The sequence below is a fragment of the Pseudomyxococcus flavus genome (assembly GCF_050038885.1).
Taxonomy (GTDB): domain Bacteria; phylum Myxococcota; class Myxococcia; order Myxococcales; family Myxococcaceae; genus Myxococcus; species Myxococcus flavus.
On record NZ_CP143624.1, the window covers coordinates 8,966,278 to 8,982,759 of the forward strand.

General features: G+C 71.0%; 4 protein-coding genes. All 4 read right to left on the reverse strand.

Annotated elements, in window-relative coordinates; genetic code table 11:
- Positions 1-2: 2 nt before the first annotated feature.
- From VZL07_RS37100 to VZL07_RS37115, 4 genes are read right to left on the reverse strand one after another with little or no spacing between them, the layout of a single operon-like run.
- Positions 3-1,103, reverse strand: a complete 1,101-nt coding sequence (locus VZL07_RS37100) for a patatin-like phospholipase family protein (protein ID WP_426752688.1) — start codon at positions 1,101-1,103, stop codon at positions 3-5.
- On the reverse strand, positions 1,103-5,422 hold the full coding sequence (locus tag VZL07_RS37105) for an amino acid adenylation domain-containing protein (protein WP_426752689.1): 4,320 nt from the start codon (positions 5,420-5,422) through the stop codon (positions 1,103-1,105). The genes VZL07_RS37100 and VZL07_RS37105 overlap by 1 nt, the downstream gene beginning before the upstream one ends.
- Complete coding sequence (locus tag VZL07_RS37110) at positions 5,419-10,908, reverse strand: type I polyketide synthase (protein WP_426752690.1); 5,490 nt, start codon at positions 10,906-10,908, stop codon at positions 5,419-5,421. Before VZL07_RS37110 ends, VZL07_RS37105 begins: the two co-directional genes overlap by 4 nt.
- 7 nt (positions 10,909-10,915) lie before the next feature.
- On the reverse strand, positions 10,916-16,474 hold the full coding sequence (locus VZL07_RS37115) for a type I polyketide synthase (RefSeq protein ID WP_426752691.1): 5,559 nt from the start codon (positions 16,472-16,474) through the stop codon (positions 10,916-10,918).
- Between the last annotated feature and the right edge of the window lie 8 nt (positions 16,475-16,482).

Consider the following 16,482-nt stretch of genomic DNA (forward strand, 5'->3'; position numbering starts at 1 on the left):
CACTAGGAAGCCTTGGCCGGCGGCGCCTCGTCGGACGCCGGCTTCTGCAGCCAGCCCGACTTGCCGAGCCACGTCTCCGCCCGGTTGAGCTGCGCCAGGGTAGACTGGGTGCTCACCAGGCTCTGGACGGTGGACTCCACCTGCTGGGTGTTGGCCGCGGAGAGCGAGTCGTCCACCACCGGGTTCAACCGGAAGTACTTCTTCCGGAGAATCATCCGGCACTGGTAGTCCGCCGCGTCCGAGCCCGCCTCCAGCATCATCTTCACGAGGACCATGGGGTCGTGGAAGTCCAGCAGCCACTTGGAGAAGCCCCAGTTGGCGGTGCCATTGCAGAAGTGCGGGGTGAGATACGAGGACGTACAGCCGTTGCCCACCGACAGCATCAGGATGTTGGTCAGGTCGGGCGGCTCCGTCTCCAGCGTCTCCACCTTCTCCTCGCGGCTCTTGCGGGTGATGTTGTTGATGATCTGCGCCAGGCCCACCAGCGACGGGTTGTTGGCGAAGATGCCGCCGTCGACGTAGCCGCTCCCCTGCTCCCGCATCCCCTGGTAGATGGGATAGGACAGCGGGGGCGAGCCGCTGCGCATCAGCACGTCCACCACCAGCTCGTCATTGTCCGGGTCGTTGGCCGAGCCGGTGTTGTGAAACACCTTGGCCTTCCAGGTCCGCAGCGCCTTGCGCTGTCCATCCAACTGGAACGACGGCAGCGCGACCTTCCGCTTCAGGTCACCGAGCCGCAGCGTGGCGCCGAAGTAGCTGCAGAAGAAGTCTCGCATGTAGCTCGAGTCGAGCAGCGAGCTGTTTCCCGTGAGCGCCAGCGCGGTGCGGCCCAGCGACACGGCCTTGCGGTTCATCGCGACGACCTCACCCCAGAAGTCGAGAATCTTGGGGAAGGCCGCATCGGGGTGCTCGTGGCTGGCGAGGAACGCGGCGTTGAAGGCCCCCGCGGACGTGCCCACGAAGAGCTCGACGTCATCCAGCAAAGGCTGGCGATCGCCCCTCGCGTCCATCGTCGCGCGGAGCGACTTCAGCATGCCCGCGGTGACATATCCCTCACCGCCAGAAATAGACGTTCCATCCATCGACAGGACTCGGTGCGGCATTACATGACCTCCATGGAAGACTGCGCGGTCAGACGTCGGACTGGCGTTTCCGCCCGAGACATCTCTGTGTTTGGCGGGAAAGTCAGAACTCCATCCAGACATCTCTGCATTTCTTTTGCAAGCACGACGACATTACGCTCATCCATGATGAGTGTCATGTGATTACCGGGGACGGGAATCACTTCCGTGCCCGCAAGCGCGAAGCGGCGCACGCTGTCGACAAGCGGATCTCCTCCCACGGTGACCGGACCCGTCCTGAAAAGTGTGGCAGTGCCTCCGTATGAAGTGAACGTATAGAGTTGTTCGGCGCGGCGCGTGGCCAGGAAATTCCTGACCGTGAGGGTCGTGTCTCGCAAGAAACGCCGGAGGTATGTGAGCTGCCCTTCTGAGTCACGGCGGAGCAGGTCTCCCAATGCGTCGGGCAGACTGATACCCATCCATTCCCCTATCAACCTCGCGCTCGCGTAATCACGCGGCATCTGGGCTTCGCCCAGTACCTTGAGCAACTGTGAGCCCGCGGGAATCTCCACGGCGGTCCCATCATGCGCGGCGAGCCGATCCAACGCCGCGCCGTCAATCAATCCCAGCAGCGCGACCTGCTCACCCAGCGCCTCGAGCTGCCGGGCCATCTCGCAGACGACGAGCCCGCCGTAGGACCAGCCCGCGATGCGATAGGGCCCCCTGGGCTGGACCTGCCGCATGGCCTCCACGTACAGCGCGGCGGTCTCCTCGATGGTGGCCGGTGGCTGCTGGTCGTCCATCACCCCGGGCATCTGGAAGCCGAAGACGGGCTGCTCCGGCGACAGGTGGCGGGCCAGGGCGACGTAGACGGCCGGGCTGCCCGCGGAGGGCGGCGCGAGGAACACGGGCGGGTGGCTGCCCAGGGGCTTCAAGGCGACGACGCAGGAAGGCAGCTGACGCACCAGGGCGGTGACCTTGCCGGAGTGCTCGTCAATCCAGCGGGCCAGGGCCTCGACGGTGGGATGCTCGAAGACCTCGTTGAGCGGCACCTCCAGACCCAGCTTCGTGGAGATGCGCGCGATGAGCGTGACGGCCAGGAGCGAATGGCCGCCCAGCTCGAAGAAGCTGTCGGTGGGGCCCACGGCGCTCAGCCCGAGCAGCTCGGCGAAGAGGCCCTGGAGGTGGCGCTCCGTCTCGGTCAGCTCCCCCGTGCGACCCCGCACGTCCGCCGCTCCGGCCTCGGGCGTCGCGGTCGGCAGCGCCTTGCGGTCAATCTTCCCGCTGGGCGTCAGCGGGAGCTCCGCGAGGACGGTGATGACCTCCGGCACCATGTACTCGGGCAGCACCTCGCGCAGGGACTTCCGCAGCGCCGCGCGCAGGTCCGTCCCGTCCGGGCGCTCCAGCGTCTGGGGCTGTACGTAGGCCACCAGGCGGGGCACGCCGTCCGCGGGCCGCTGCAACAGCACGGCGGCCTGGACGACGTCGGGGTGGCGCCCGAGGGCGGCCTCGACTTCTCCCACCTCCACGCGGTGGCCGCGAATCTTCAGCTGGTCGTCCTGGCGTCCCAGGTATTCGATACGGCCATCGTGCAGGAAGCGGGCGTGGTCCCCGGTGCGGTAGAGCCGCGAGCCGCCCTCGCCTTCCCTCGCGAAGGGATTGGGGATGAAGCGGTCGGCCGTGAGGTCCGGACGCCGGAGGTAGCCCCGCGCGAGCCCGGTGCCGCCGATGAAGAGCTCGCCGGGCACACCGATGGGCACTGGCTGGAGGAGCCGGTCGAGGATGTACAGCCTCATGTCCGTGATGGGCCGGCCGATGGGGACCCGCTCCGGAAGCGGCGCGCCGTCCGGGAGCAGCTCCTCGAAGCAGCAGGCCACCGCGGCCTCGGTGGGGCCGTACTCGTTGATGATTCGGGTGGGGATGCCCTGCTCCCGCCACGGGGCCAGGTCCACGCCGTGCAGCCCCTCGCCGCCCAGCACCACCGCGTGCGCGCGCCCCAGCACCTGCCGCGTCCGGCCCAGGCCGTTGAAGGCCCGCAGGTGCGAGGGCGTCATCTTGATGAAGCTGAAGCCCTGCTCCGGGTAGTCCCCGGACGTCAGCACGTCGATTTCGCGGCCCCGCGGGATGAGGAACAGGGCGCGGCCCGCCAGCAAGGGGGCGAGGAGGCTCGTCAACGTGCCGTCGAAGCTGACGGAGCCAATCACCGGGCTCCCGCTTCCTTCGTGGAGCCGGTACGCCCGGACACACCACCGCAGGTAGTTGACGATGCTGCGGTGGGTGATTTCCGTGCCCTTGGGCCGGCCCGTCGAACCGGACGTGTAGAGGATGTAGGCGAGCTGCTCGGGCAGCACCTCGCGGCGGAGGCGCACGCCCGTGGCGTCCGGAACGTCCCGGTAGCCCTCGTCCACGTTCACCGTCACGAAGCCGCCCATGCCCCAGAGGCGCTCGGAGCGCTGGGAGGTGGAAATCACCACGCGAGGCCGTGCATCCGCGACGATGTGACGGAGCCGGTCGGTGGGCTCGTCGGCGTCGAGCGCGAGGAAGGCGCCACCGGCCTTGAGCACCGCGAGCAGGCTCACGATGAGCTCGGGGGAGCGCTCCAGGTAGACGCCCACCACCACCTCCGGTCCCACGTCCAGGTCCTGGAGGTGGGCCGCCAGCCGGTCGCTGAGCTGGTCCAGCTCGCCATAGGTGAGCTCCCAGTCGTCCACGACGAGCGCGACCGCGTCGGGCGTGCGCGTGGCCTGGGCCTCGATGAGCGTGTGGAGGCACGCGTCGCCCGCCGCGTCCTTCCCGGTGTCGTTCCACGCGCGCAGCACGCGCTCGCGGTCCTCGGCCGGAAGGATGGGCAGCGTGCCCACGGGCCGCTGCGGCTCGCTCACCAGCCCCTCGAGCAGGACCTGGAAGCAGTCGACGAAGTGCTGGACGGTGTGCTGCTCGAAGAGGTCTCGGTTGAAGACCATCCGCGCCGACAGCCGGTCGCCGTGGTCGTCCACGAACAGGCTGAGGTCGAAGCGCGAGGTGGTCGTCTCGAACTCGAGCGGCCGCATGCGGACGCCTGTCGCGTCCTGCAGCTCGCTGGAGGCACGGACCCACGCGAACACGACCTGGAACAGCGGGTTGTGGCCCAGGCTCCGGGCGGGGCGCAGCTCCTCGACGAGCAGGTCGAAGGGCAGGTCCTGGTGGGCGAAGGCCTCGAGCACCGTCTCCCGCACGCGCTCCACCACGGTGGCGAAGCCAGGGCTGCCGCCCAGGTTCGCCCGCATCACCAGGTTGTCGACGAAGAAGCCCACCAGCGGCTCCAGCTCCGTGCGACTCCGGTTGATGGAGTTGGCGCCCAGCACCAGGTCATCCCGTCCGGTGAGTCGGTGCAGCAGCACGAAGAAGGCGCTCAGCATCCCCACGAAGGGCGTAGTCCTCGCCGCGTGGCTCAGCGCCTTCAGGGCCGAGGTGACGCTCGCGCCCACGTCGAAGCGGACCTCACCGCCCCGGTTCGTCTGGACCTTGGGGCGGCCATGTTCCGTGGGAAGCTCCAGCAGCGGCGGGGCCCCCTCCAGCTTCTTTCGCCAGTAGTCCACCAGCTTCTGGCGGACCTCGCCCTGAAGGTGGTCGCGCTGCCAGATGGCGAAGTCGGCGTACTGGAGCGTCAGCGGCGGCAGCGGTGAGGGCTGGCCGCTGGCGAAGGCGCCATACAGCGTCACGATCTCCCGGACGAGGACGGCCTGCGCCCATACGTCCGCCGCGATGTGGTGGAGACAGAGCTGGACGAACTGGCCCTGCGGCGCCCGCTCAATCACCAGGACGCGGACCACCGGCCCGGTGGAGAGGTCGAAGGGGCGCTCCCCCTCACGGTGGAGGAACGCCTCCACGCCCGCGGGCTCCAAGGCGAGCACCGCGCGCTCCTCGAGCACCTGGAAGTCGAAGCGAGGCTCCGGATCGACGATCTGGACCGGCATGCCCTCATGCTCGGCGTAGCGCGTGCGGAGGATTTCGTGGCGGCGCACGATCTCCGTGAAGCAGCGCTGGAGGATGGAGGCGTCGAGCCGCCCCTCGACTTGCAGCGCCAGCACCAGGTTGTAGGCGGTGCTGCCAGGCTCGAGGCGGTCCAGGAACCACAGCCGCGTCTGGCCATACGACAGCGGCGCGGGCCCCGTGCGCGGGACGTGGACGATGGGAGCCTCCCCCCGGCCCTCGTCATGGTCGCGCAGCAGCTTCAGCAGCGCTTGCTTGTGCTCCGCCAGCGCGTGCCGGAGCTCCGGGTCCGCGGCCCCCTTGGGCCCCCGGAGCCTCAGCGCCTCGCCTTCCACGCGCACTTCCAGGCCCCGACGATTCAGCTCGGAGACCAGCTCCCCCAGGTTCATACCGTCAGCTCCTCGATTTCGGCTTCGGCCGCGGCCGTGGCGGCGGGCGCGCGTGCGAGCAACTCCTTCAGCTCGAGCTGGGTGTGGAGCGCCTCCACGAGCCCGTCGAGCGTGGTGCCGTCGACGAAACGCGCCATGAGCAGGTCCACGCCCAGCTCGCGGCCAATGCGGTTCTTCAGCTCCACCGCGCGCAGGGAGTCGAGCCCCATCTCGTTCAGGGAGACCTTCTTCTGGAGGACCTCGTGGTCCGGAGAGAACCCCAGCAGGGGCCCCAGCCGGCTCTGCACGTACCGCGTCAGCAGCGCCCGCCGCCGCTCGCTGTCCGCGCGCTTGAGCTCCTCCAGCAGCTCGTGCATCCGGGAAGCGCCCTCGGCGCGGGCCTGCTCACGCAGCATGAGCTCGGAGAACAATGGGCCGTGGCCGGGCGACGGGCCCGACTCCAGCGACGCGGCGCTGAGGGGCACCACGCCGACCTGCACGGCGCCCTGCTCCAGGAGCTGCTCGAAGACCTGGAGCGCCAGCTCCGGGGCGAGGCTGGCGCCCCCCTCGGCGCTCTTCGCGGCCATGCCCCCGCCTGCCCAGCGTCCCCAGTTGATGCTGAGCGCGGGAAGCCCCTGCTGGCTCCGGTGGTGCGCCAGCGCGTCGAGGACACTGTTGGCGGCCACATAGTTGGCCTGTCCCGCGACGCCCACCAGCGACGCCGCGGACGAGTACATCACGAAGAGGTCCAGCGACAGGCCCGCCGTGGCGCGGTGCAGGTTCAACGCCCCTTGCACCTTGGGCGCGAACACGCGGGCGAAGCGCTCGCGGTCCTGATGCAGGATGACGCCGTCCTCCAGCACGCCCGCCGTGTGGATGACGCCCCGCAGGAGCATGCCCCGCTCCGCCACGCCGTCCACGAGGCGCTGGACGTCGTCCTGCCGGGAGACGTCCGCCTGCATCACGGTGACGTCCACACCGCGCGAGGTCAGCGCCGTGAGCCGGGCGCTCGCCGCCTCGCCGGGGGCGCTGCGGCCCACCAGGAGCAGGTGGCGGGCGCCTGCCCCCACCAGCCACTCCGCGGTCGCGAGCCCCAGCGCGCCCAGGCCGCCCGTGACGAGATAGACACCGTCCGGCTGGATGCGCACCGGGGCCGCGCGCGCTGGCGCCTTGCCCGGCCGCACGAGGCGCGCGCCGAGCAGTCGGCCGTCGCGCACGGCCATCACGTTCTCCGCGGGCGGCTCGGCCATGAGGTGGAACAGCCTCGCCAGCGCATCGGTCCCAGGCTCCAGGTCGACCAGGCGGCATCGCAGCTCCGCGTGCTCGATGGCCGCCGCACGCCCCAGGCCCCACAGCGACGCCTGCGCGAAGCCGTCCACCGTGTCCGTCGGTGTGGCGGAGACGGCGCCCTCCGTCACCATCCACAGGGAGGGACGCTGCGCCCAGGTCGCGCGCGCCATCGCCTTGATGAGGTGAAGCGCGGCCACCGTGTTCCACGTCAACGCGCCGGACCGAGACTCGGGGGAGCGGTCCCCCACGCCCCACAGATAGGCGACCGTCGTGAGGGGCGCCCCACCCGATACGACGTCCTGGAGCAGTCGCTCGAAGCCCGCCGGGTCCTCGGGGTCGAGGCGGTAGTGGCCCGCGTCGACCCGCTCGTAGGCGGGACCGGGCGTGGCCACCACGCAGTCCCATGCGCGCTCCTGCGCCAGGGCCCTCACCTCTTCCGCGGAACGGCTGGCGTCCACCAGCAGCAGACAGGCGCCGGGACGCGCCGCGACGCGGTCACTCGCCGCGGGCGCGGGCTGCTCTCGCCACGCCAGCTCGAAGAGGAGCTCCTGCATGGCGCCCGAGAAGGACGCCTTGAACGCGCGACGGTCGAGCTGCTTGAGCAGCAGTCCCTCGACCTCCGCGACCACCGCTCCGTCTTCGTCCAGGATGCGCAGGTCGGTGCTCACCAGCCCATCGGAGACCGCGGCGCCCGCGCCGCCGCGCGCCTGGACCCAGACGCGGCTTCCGGGGCGCTTGAACCAGCGCAGCCGCTCGATGGCCACCGGGATGCGTCCCTGCCCGCTCCCCGCGTGCTGCGCCGTGCCGCTCGTGAAGGCGGCAGCGGCGGTCTGGAAGCATGCATCGAGGAGCAGCGGGTGGAGCCAGTAGTCGCCCAGGCCGATGACGAGCGCATCCGGCAGCCGCACGTGCGCGAGGCAGCCGCCCTCGCCGAACCTCAGCGCGTCGATGCCGCGGAACGATGGGCCGTACTCGAGCCCGCCCTGGCCCATCATCTCGTAGAGGGCGCTCGCGGAGCCCTCGCGCGGGAAGGCCGCGAGCAGCGCTCCGTCCACGTCGACGGGCTCCGGGCGCGTGCGGCCCTCGGCGATGCGGCCCTGGGCCAGCCGGAACCAGCTCCGGTCCGCGCCCGGCCCCTGGCCGTGAATCTCGAAGCGTGAGCCGCCTTCGTCCGGCGTCAGCACCGTCTGGACGTCGTGCGCCTGTCCCTCGTTGAGCACCAGCGCGCGCTCCAGCTCGATGGCCGTGAGCTCCAACGGCCGCTCCCCTTCGGCCACCTGATACGCCGCCCCAATGGCCATCTCGACGTAGCAGGCGGCGGGAAGCACCGGATTGCCCAGGACGCGGTGCTCTTCGATGAAGGCAGGCTCCCGGATGCTCAGCCGCGTCGAGAACCGGGCCTCCTGCGTCCCAGGGAGCGACAGCCGCGTGCCAGGCAGCAGCGCCCCGCCCCCCTGGGCCTCGTGCTCTGTCGACGCATAGGCGCGCTTCTCCACGTGGCGCCGCTCCATCCAATACCGCTCCCGGATGAAGGGGTGCGTCGGCAGGCAGCGCGGGCGTCGCTCGTAGGGCGCATCGAACGCGGCCCAGTCGACCTCGAAGCCCCGCATGTACAGCTCCGCCAGGGTGGCGGCGAGCTGCGCCGTCTCGCCCGTCGAGGGGCGCAGGCTCGGCAACCAGCACAGCTCATCGGCCTCCTGGAAGTTCCGACGGCCGATGCCGGCCAGGATGGGCGCGGGGCCCACTTCCAGGTACGTCCGGTGTCCCTCGGCGCGGAGCGTCTCCAGGCCCTTCGCGAAGGCGACGGGCTCACGCAGCTGCTGGCACCAGTACTCCGCCCGGGTGATGTCGCCGTCGACGCGCCGGCCATGCAGCGTGGAGACGAACGGGAGGCGCGGCGCCGAGAGCGAAAGGCCTCGGAAGGCCTCCGCGAACGGCTTCAGCACCGGCTCCATCATGCTGGAGTGGAAGGCATACGGCACCCGCAGGCGCTTCATCTGGACGCCTTCGGCCGCCAGTGCCTCCGCCACCGCCGTGATGGCATCCGGGGGGCCTGAAACGACCAGGTCCTCTGGGCCGTTGAGCGCGGCCAGGCCGACGGAGCCAGCGTGCGGCGCGATGGCCCGCTCCACGACATCGAGCCGGGCGAAGACTGACAGCATCGCGCCCGCATCCACGTGCGAGTGGATGAGCCGGGCGCGCGTCACCACCAGCCGCAGGGCCTCTTCGATGCTGTAGACGCCCGCGACCGCGGCGGCGGCGTACTCGCCCAGGCTGTGTCCGATGACCGCCCCCGGCGTGACGCCCCAGGCGGCCCACAGCTCCGCGAGCGCGTACTCCAGCGCCACCAGCGCGGGCTGCGCGTGCCGCGTGTCCTCCAGGAGCGTGGCGGAGGCCTCGCCGAAGAGCAGGTCCTCCAACCGGCAATCGAGCAGCCCTTCCAGGGCCTTGGAGCAGCGCTCCACCGCGGCGCGAAACGCCGGCTGCGTCTCATGGAGCTCCCGGCCCACGCCCGGGCGGAGCGCGCCCTGCCCCGTGAAGAGGAAGACGGGCCTGGGAGGCTCCGTCCCACGGAGCGGCTCCCGCGCCGGGCGCTGCTTCTCCTCGCGCAGGCGCGCCAGGTTCGCGCGCAGCTCGGCGGCGGTGGCGCCCGATACGGCGGCGCGGTGCTCGAACTGGGTGCGGCCCGTGTTCGCCGTGTAGCACCAGTCCCCCAGCGCCGCGTCATCCTCGGGCAGCGCGCGCTCCTGGGCCTCCATCAGGGCCTCCAGCGCGGGCTCGCTCTTGGCCGACAGCGTCAGCACGTGCACCGGGCGCTCCTTCTCCACCTGGGGCCGCGCCAGCACGGGGGCTTCCTCCACCACCATGTGGACGTTGGTGCCGCTGAAGCCAAAGCTGCTGATCCCCGCGATGCGCCGCTTGTCCCCCCGGCGCCAGGGCCGCGTGGTGGTGGGCACCGTGACGGGCAGCTCCTCCCAGCGGATGTTGGGATTGGGCCGCTCGAAGTTCAGGTGGGCGGGAATGGCCTCGTTCTGCAGCGACAGCAGCACCTTGATGAGCCCCGCGATGCCCGCGGCGGCTTCCAGGTGTCCGATGTTCGTCTTCACCGAGCCCACGTACAGCGGCTCGCTGCGCGAGCCCTTGCGCCCGAAGACGGAGCGCAGCGCCTCCATCTCGATGGGGTCGCCCAGCAGGGTCCCCGTGCCGTGGGCCTCGATGTAGCCCACCTGCTCCGGCTCCACCCCGCAGCTCTCCAGCGCCGCCCGGATGACGCGCTCCTGCGAGCGCCCGTTGGGCACCATCAGCCCGCTGCTCCGGCCGTCGTGGGTGACCGCCGAGCCCCGGATGACGCCGATGATGGCATCGCCGCTGGCCAGTGCGTCCGACAGGCGCTTGAGCACGACCACGGCGCAGCCCTCACCGCGGCCGAACCCATCCGCGGAGGCGTCGAACGTCTTGCAGCGTCCATCCGCCGCGAGCATGCGGTTCTGGCACTCGACCACCACCGTGACGGGCGAGAGGTTCAGGTTCGCCCCGGCCGCGAGCGCGATGTCGCTCTCGTCGTTGCGCAGGCTCTGACACGCGAGATGGATGGCGACGGCCGAGGACGAGCAGGCCGTGTCCACGGAGACGGCGGGCCCCTGGAGGCCCAGCGTGTGCGAGATGCGGCCTGCCGCCACGGAGGGATAGTTGAGAGAGGCGGCGTGCGTCTCCATCTCCCCGCTGAGGCCGAGCAGGTTGTAGTCGTTGTGCATCAACCCCAGGAAGAGGCCGGTGCGGCTCCCGACGAGGCTGCCGGGAGGAATGCCCGCGCGCTCCAGGGCGCGCCAGCACTCCTCGAGCAGCAGCCGCTGCTGCGGGTCCATGCCCTTGGCATCACGCGGCGGGATGCCGAAGAAGCCGGGGTCGAACAGGTCCACGTCGTCGATGAACGCGCCCCGGCGCGTGTACATCTTCCCCGGAGCTCCGGGCGTGGGGTCGTAGTATTCGTTGATGTCCCAGCGCGAGGCGGGGACTTCGCGCATCGCGTCTCGCCCCGACGCCAGCAGCTCCCAGAAGGTCTCCGGCAGCTCACCGCCACCCGGGAACCGGCAGGAAATTCCGACGACCGCGATGGGCTCCGCCGCCAGCAACTCCTTCTTCGAACGCAACTGGCTCGCGAGGTACGCGAGCTTGACGAGAGGCAACTCCGAGATTCGTGTGGATAGTTTCGCCATCAGGGTCTCATCTGGTGAGCGCGCTCTCCAGCTCCTGGTCGATGAGGGATGCCAGCTCCTGCTCCGACAGCCCTTGGATCTCCGCGGTGAGCGCGCCCTGCGCCTCCCGCGATGCTTCCTGTTTCGTCGGGACCTCGGTCCCCACGCCCAACTCCTCGGCGAGGTGCGCGACGAGCCCGTTCACCGTGGGAAAGTCGAAGATGAGCGTCGAGCGCAGGCTCCGCCCGAGGCTGCTGGCGAGCCGGTTCCGGATTTCGATGGCCAGCAGCGAGTCGACGCCCAGCTCGAACAGGCGCTCGTTGCCCGCGAGCTTCTCCGTCTCCGGCAAGCCCAGCGTCGCGCGGACCTGCGCCATCACGTGATTCCGCAAGAGCTCCAGGCGCCGGTTCAGCGGCGCCGCATCCAGCTGCGCGCGGAAGGCCGGAGCCTGAGTCCGCGGCGGGGCGCCACCGACGAAGCCCTGGACGAGGGCCTGGCGCGCGAGCCCCGGGAGCTGCTCCGCGAGGCGGCTCCAGTCCACGGGGAAGATGCCGAGTTGGACATGGGGGCTGCCCAGCAGTCGGTCGAGCACGTTCAGCCCCTGCTCCACCGGAATGGCGGCGAAGCCCTGCGCCCCGGGACGAACCGCCGCGCCGCGCTCCAGCCGCGCGGCCATGCCCGTCTCCGCCCAGGAGCCCCAGTTGATGGTCAGCGCCGGCTTCCCCTCCGCGTGTCGCAGGTGGGCCAGCGCATCGAGGAACGCGTTCGCGGCGACGTAGTTCGCCTGCCCCGGCGAGCCGATGAGCGAGGCGGCCGAGGAGAAGCAGACGAAGAAGTCCAGCGCCATGCCCGCGGTGAGCACGTGCAGGTTCCACGCGCCCTGAAGCTTCGGCGCCAGCACCTCCTGGAACTGCTCGGGCGTCTGGTTCGCGAGCGTCGCGTCCCGCAGCACGCCTGCGGAATGGAAGATGCCGCGCACGGGCGGCGCGGACCGCAGGCGTTCGAAGAGCGCCGCCATGGCCTCGTGCGACGTCACATCCACCTGCGCGACCTGGACATCGACACCGCGGGCCACCAACGCGTCGAGCTGCGCGCGTGACTCGTCCGACGGCGCGCTCCGTCCCAGCAGGACGAGGTGCCGGGCCCCCTTGTCCGCCAGCCAGAGGGCCACCCGCAGGCCAAGTCCTCCCAGTCCACCGGCGACGAGGTAGGTGGCGTCTTCGACAATCGCCGGCTTCTTCGCCGGGGACGTCCGGAGCCGGGCCCGCTCCAACCGTGCGGTGAACAGGCCACCCTCCCGGATGGCCAAGCCGGACTCGGCGTCCGGCAGCGACAACGCGCGCATGAACGCGCCCAAATCCTCGGCCCGAGGCTCCGCCGGCAGGTCGATGCGCAGAGACCGCAGCTCCGGCAGTTCCGTCGCTACCGCCTGCCCGAAGCCCCACAGCGGCGCCTGGTCCACCTGGGCCCCCTGCGCGTCCATGGGAAGGCACTGGGTTCCCCGCGTCACCAGAACCAAACGCGGCGGCGTCCCCGTGCCCCGCGCCAACGCCTGCGTCAGGTGCAGCGCGCCGAGGACTCCGGAGGCCTGGGCCGCCTCCAGCCGTGCCAGCGCGCCAGCGCTCTCGGGCGCCTCATCGAGCCCCCAGAGGTACAGGAGTCCCGAAGGAGGCTCACGCTCCCAGGACTGGACCAGACGCTGGAAGTGTTCCGCCGACGCGGGATGGATGCGGTACCCATCGGGGCCGCTGCTGAACGCTTCGCCCTTGCGGACCACGGTGCAGCGCTCGCCACGCCGGGAGAGCACCTGCACGAGCTCCGCGCCCAAGCCGTCCTCGTTGGAGAAGACGACCCAGTGGCGCCCCCCGGTGCGCCCTTCCTCCGACGCGGCACACGGCGACCAGGCGACGCGGTACAGCCAGTCCTGGAAGTCTCCCTCCAGGCCACGCAGCAGCACGCTCCGCTCGGCCTTGCGCACCGAGAAGCCCGACAGGACAGCCACCACGCTCCCGTCCTCGGCGCACAGGGTGAGGTCCGACGCGGGGAAGCCCGCCTGTCCGTCTCGAGGCGGCTGCGTCGCATGCGTCCACACGCGTTCGGGCAGCGCGCGGTACAGGTCGAGCCGCTGCATCGCCACCGGCAGGTGCAGCGCGTCCTCCTCGGTGAGCTGGGTCACCGCCGCGGCCGTGCGCAGGCAGCCATCGAACAGCGCGGGATGCACGCGGTACTGCCCGCTCCGGTCCTCCACCTCGCTGAAGGACAAGGCGGCCCGCGTCCCCCGATGGAGCGACGTCAGCACGCGCAGTGACGGTCCATAGTCGAGCCCGTGCTGCGTGAAGACGGCGGAGAGGTCCTCGAGGGACACCGGTGTCGCGCAATCCTGGCGCCAGGCCTCGCGGTCCACCGACGGCGCGGGCTCACGCAGCGCGGAAGCCCGGCACGTCACGTGGGTAACCCAGGACGTGCGTGCGGCGCCTCCGTCCTCCAGGCGCTCCTCGCCGCGGCTCATCACCGTGCACGCAAGGCCGTCCTCACCCTGGCGCTCCACCAGCGTCTGGACGACGCGCGACTGCTGCTCGGCGAGCACCAGGGGCTGGAGCAGGGAGAGGTCCTCCAGCCGCAGGGACGTCGTGCCCAGCACCTGGGCCGCGGCCGACGCGACCATCTCCACGTAGGCGGCGGCGGGGACCACCGCCTTGCCGTACACGCGGTGGTCCGCCACGAAGGGAACCGCCGTCGCCGTCAGCTCGCAGCTGAAGACCGTCGTCCCCTCCTTCAGGGCCGGGGACTCCAGACGCGTGCCCAGCAAGGGATGCACCGACGCACGCCGTGCCTGCCGCGTCCAGGGCGCGGGGACGTCCAGCCAGTACCGCTGGCGCTCGAAGGGATAGGTCGGCAGGGCCGTTCGCGCCCGGCCATAGCCGGCGTCGAAGGCCCCCCAGTCCACGGTGCCCCCGCGGACATGGAGCTCGGCCAGTGCCCGGAGCACGCCGGCCCAGGCCGGGCGCCGCGGATGCAACGTCTCCAGCCACAGGGCGTCCTCGCCGACCGCGACCTCCCGCGCGAAGCCCGACAGGGAAGGCTTGGGCCCCAGCTCCAGGAAGACGCGGACGCCACGCTGGAGCAGCGCCTGCACGCCCTCCGCGAAGCGCACGGGCTGGAGGACATGCTGGGACCAGTAGCCGGCGTGGGTGATTGCGTCGCCCACCTCGCGGCCATCGAGGTTCGAGATGAGCGGAACCTTGGGCTTCTGGAGCGAGACGCGCGCCACGGCCCGCTCGAACTCCGCCGCCATGGGCTGCATCAACGGCGAGTGGAAGGCATGCGACACGTTCAGGCGCCGGCTCTCGATGCCCTCGGCCCCAAGCGCCTGGGCGATGGCATCGATGGACCTCGCGTCCCCGGAGATGACGGTGTTCCGCGGCCCATTGATGGCCGCGACACTCACGCGGGGGTGCGCCGCGATGAACGGCGCCACACGGGCGTGCTCAGCGAACACCGCCAGCATCGCGCCGCGTTCGGGCAGGGCCTGCATCAGGCGCGCACGCTCGGCCACCAGCGGGAGCCCCGCTTCAGGTGACAGGACGCCCGCGTACATGGCCGCCGCGTACTCGCCCACGCTGTGTCCCAGGACCGCGGCGGCGCGAACGCCCCAGGCATGCAGCAGGTTGGCCAGGGCCAGCTCCAGCGCCACCAGCGCGGGCTGCGTGTACCGCGTCTCGTTCAAGACACCCGTCGTGTCCTCGAAGAGCACCTCCGTCAGGGGCCGCTCCAGGTGCGGCTTCAGGATGGCCTCGAAGCGCAGCAGCTCACGTCGGAAGGCGGGCTGGGTGTCGAACAGCTCCCGGCCCATGCCCACGTACTGGGAGCCCTGGCCCGTGAAGAGGAAGGCGACCCGCGGCGCCTCGTCCGCTCGCCGCCCTTCCACCCAGGCTCCCGGCGTCGCAGGACCGCCCTGGCTGAAGGCGCGCAAGGACTCCGCCAGGGCTCCGGACGTCGGGGCCACGAAGGCCGCGCGTTCCTCCATCGGGGCGCGGCCGGTATTCACCGTGTGGCAGACGTCCGCGAGCGAACCCGAGCGTCCATCCGACAGCGTATCCGCCAAGGCTCCCGCCAACCGCCGCAGGCTCCCCGCTGAGCGGGCCGAGAGCGCCAGGACGTGCAGCGGGCGCTCCACCTCGCGGGCTGGCGGCGGACGGGGTGGCGTGGACTCGAGGATGACGTGCGCGTTGGTGCCGGAGAACCCGAACGAGCTCACGGCCGCGAAGCGCGGAGCATCCGCCTTCCACGGGCGACGCGCCGTGGGCACTTCGATGGACAGCTGCTTCCAGTCCACGTGCGGCGTGGGCGTGCGGAGGTGGAGATGGGGAGGCACCTCCTCGTTCGCCAGGCAGAGGGCCGACTTGATCAACCCCGCGATGCCCGAGGCCCCCTCGAGGTGGCCCATGTTCGTCTTCACGGAGCCGGCCATCAGCGGCTGCTGGCGTCCCGTCCTGGCGCAGTAGACGGCGGCGAGCGCCTCCAGCTCGATGGGGTCGCCCAGTGACGTCCCCGTCCCATGCGCCTCGACGTAGCCCACCTTCGCCGGCTCCACCCTGGCGTCGCTCAGGGCATCCCGGATGACGCGCTCCTGGGCGAGCCCGTTCGGCACGGTGAGGCCGCTGGTCCGGCCATCCTGATTCACCGCCGAGCCGCGAATCACCGCGACAATCGGGTCCCCGTCCGCGAGCGCGTCGGACAGGCGCCGCAGGAACACGAGGCCACAGCCCTCCCCTCGCCCGATGCCGTTGGCCGAGGCGTCGAACGTCTTGCAGCGCCCGTCCGGCGACAGCATGTGCGTGCGCGACTCGATCAACGTCGCCACCGGCGACAGGACGAGGTTCACGCCGCCGGCCAGCGCGAAGTCGCTCTCGCGCTGACGCAAGCTGCGGATGGCGAGGTGGACCGCCACGAGCGACGACGAGCAGGCGGTGTCGACGGTCAGGCTGGGGCCCTGGAGGCCGAAGGTGTACGACAGGCGCCCCGCGGCGACGCTCGCGCCGTTCCCCGCTCCGGTGTGCGCGTCGATGAGCTCCGGCGACTGGGTGGCAATCTGGGTGTAGTCCTGCCCCATCAGGCCGACGAACACGCCGGTCCGCGTGCCGTTCAGGCTCGCCGGGTTGCGGCCGGAGCGCTCCACCGCCTCCCAGGCCACCTCCAGCAACAGGCGGTGCTGCGGGTCCATCCGCGCCGCCTCGCGCGGAGAGATGCCGAAGAACCGGGGCTCGAACTGGTCAATCTCCCGCAGGAAGCTCCCGTGACGCGTGTAGATGCCTCCCGGGTGGTCCGGGTCGGGGTGGAAGAAGCTGTCCGCGTTCCACCGGTCCGGAGGAACCTCCGTCACGGTGTCCGTGCCTTCCACGAGCAGGCGCCAGTAACCCGAGGGGTCGGTGACACCGCCGGGCAAGCGGCAGCCCACGCCGACGATGGCGATGGCGCCGTGCCGCTCCTGCTCCTGGGCCTCGAGCTTCGACTGCGCCTCCTGCAACTTCAGGAGCGCGCGCTTCATCAGGTCGCCGTAGCCCGTATCGCTTCCGTGCGCTGACATCGATCCGT

What these genes read in the sequence shown, in the direction of transcription:
- VZL07_RS37100 (WP_426752688.1), bottom strand. Translation starts at nt 1,103, where the DNA reads ATGCCGCACCGAGTCCTGTCGATGGATGGAACGTCTATTTCTGGCGGT.
- VZL07_RS37105 (WP_426752689.1), bottom strand. Translation starts at nt 5,422, where the DNA reads ATGAACCTGGGGGAGCTGGTCTCCGAGCTGAATCGTCGGGGCCTGGAA.
- VZL07_RS37110 (WP_426752690.1), bottom strand. Translation starts at nt 10,908, where the DNA reads ATGGCGAAACTATCCACACGAATCTCGGAGTTGCCTCTCGTCAAGCTC.
- VZL07_RS37115 (WP_426752691.1), bottom strand. Translation starts at nt 16,474, where the DNA reads ATGTCAGCGCACGGAAGCGATACGGGCTACGGCGACCTGATGAAGCGC.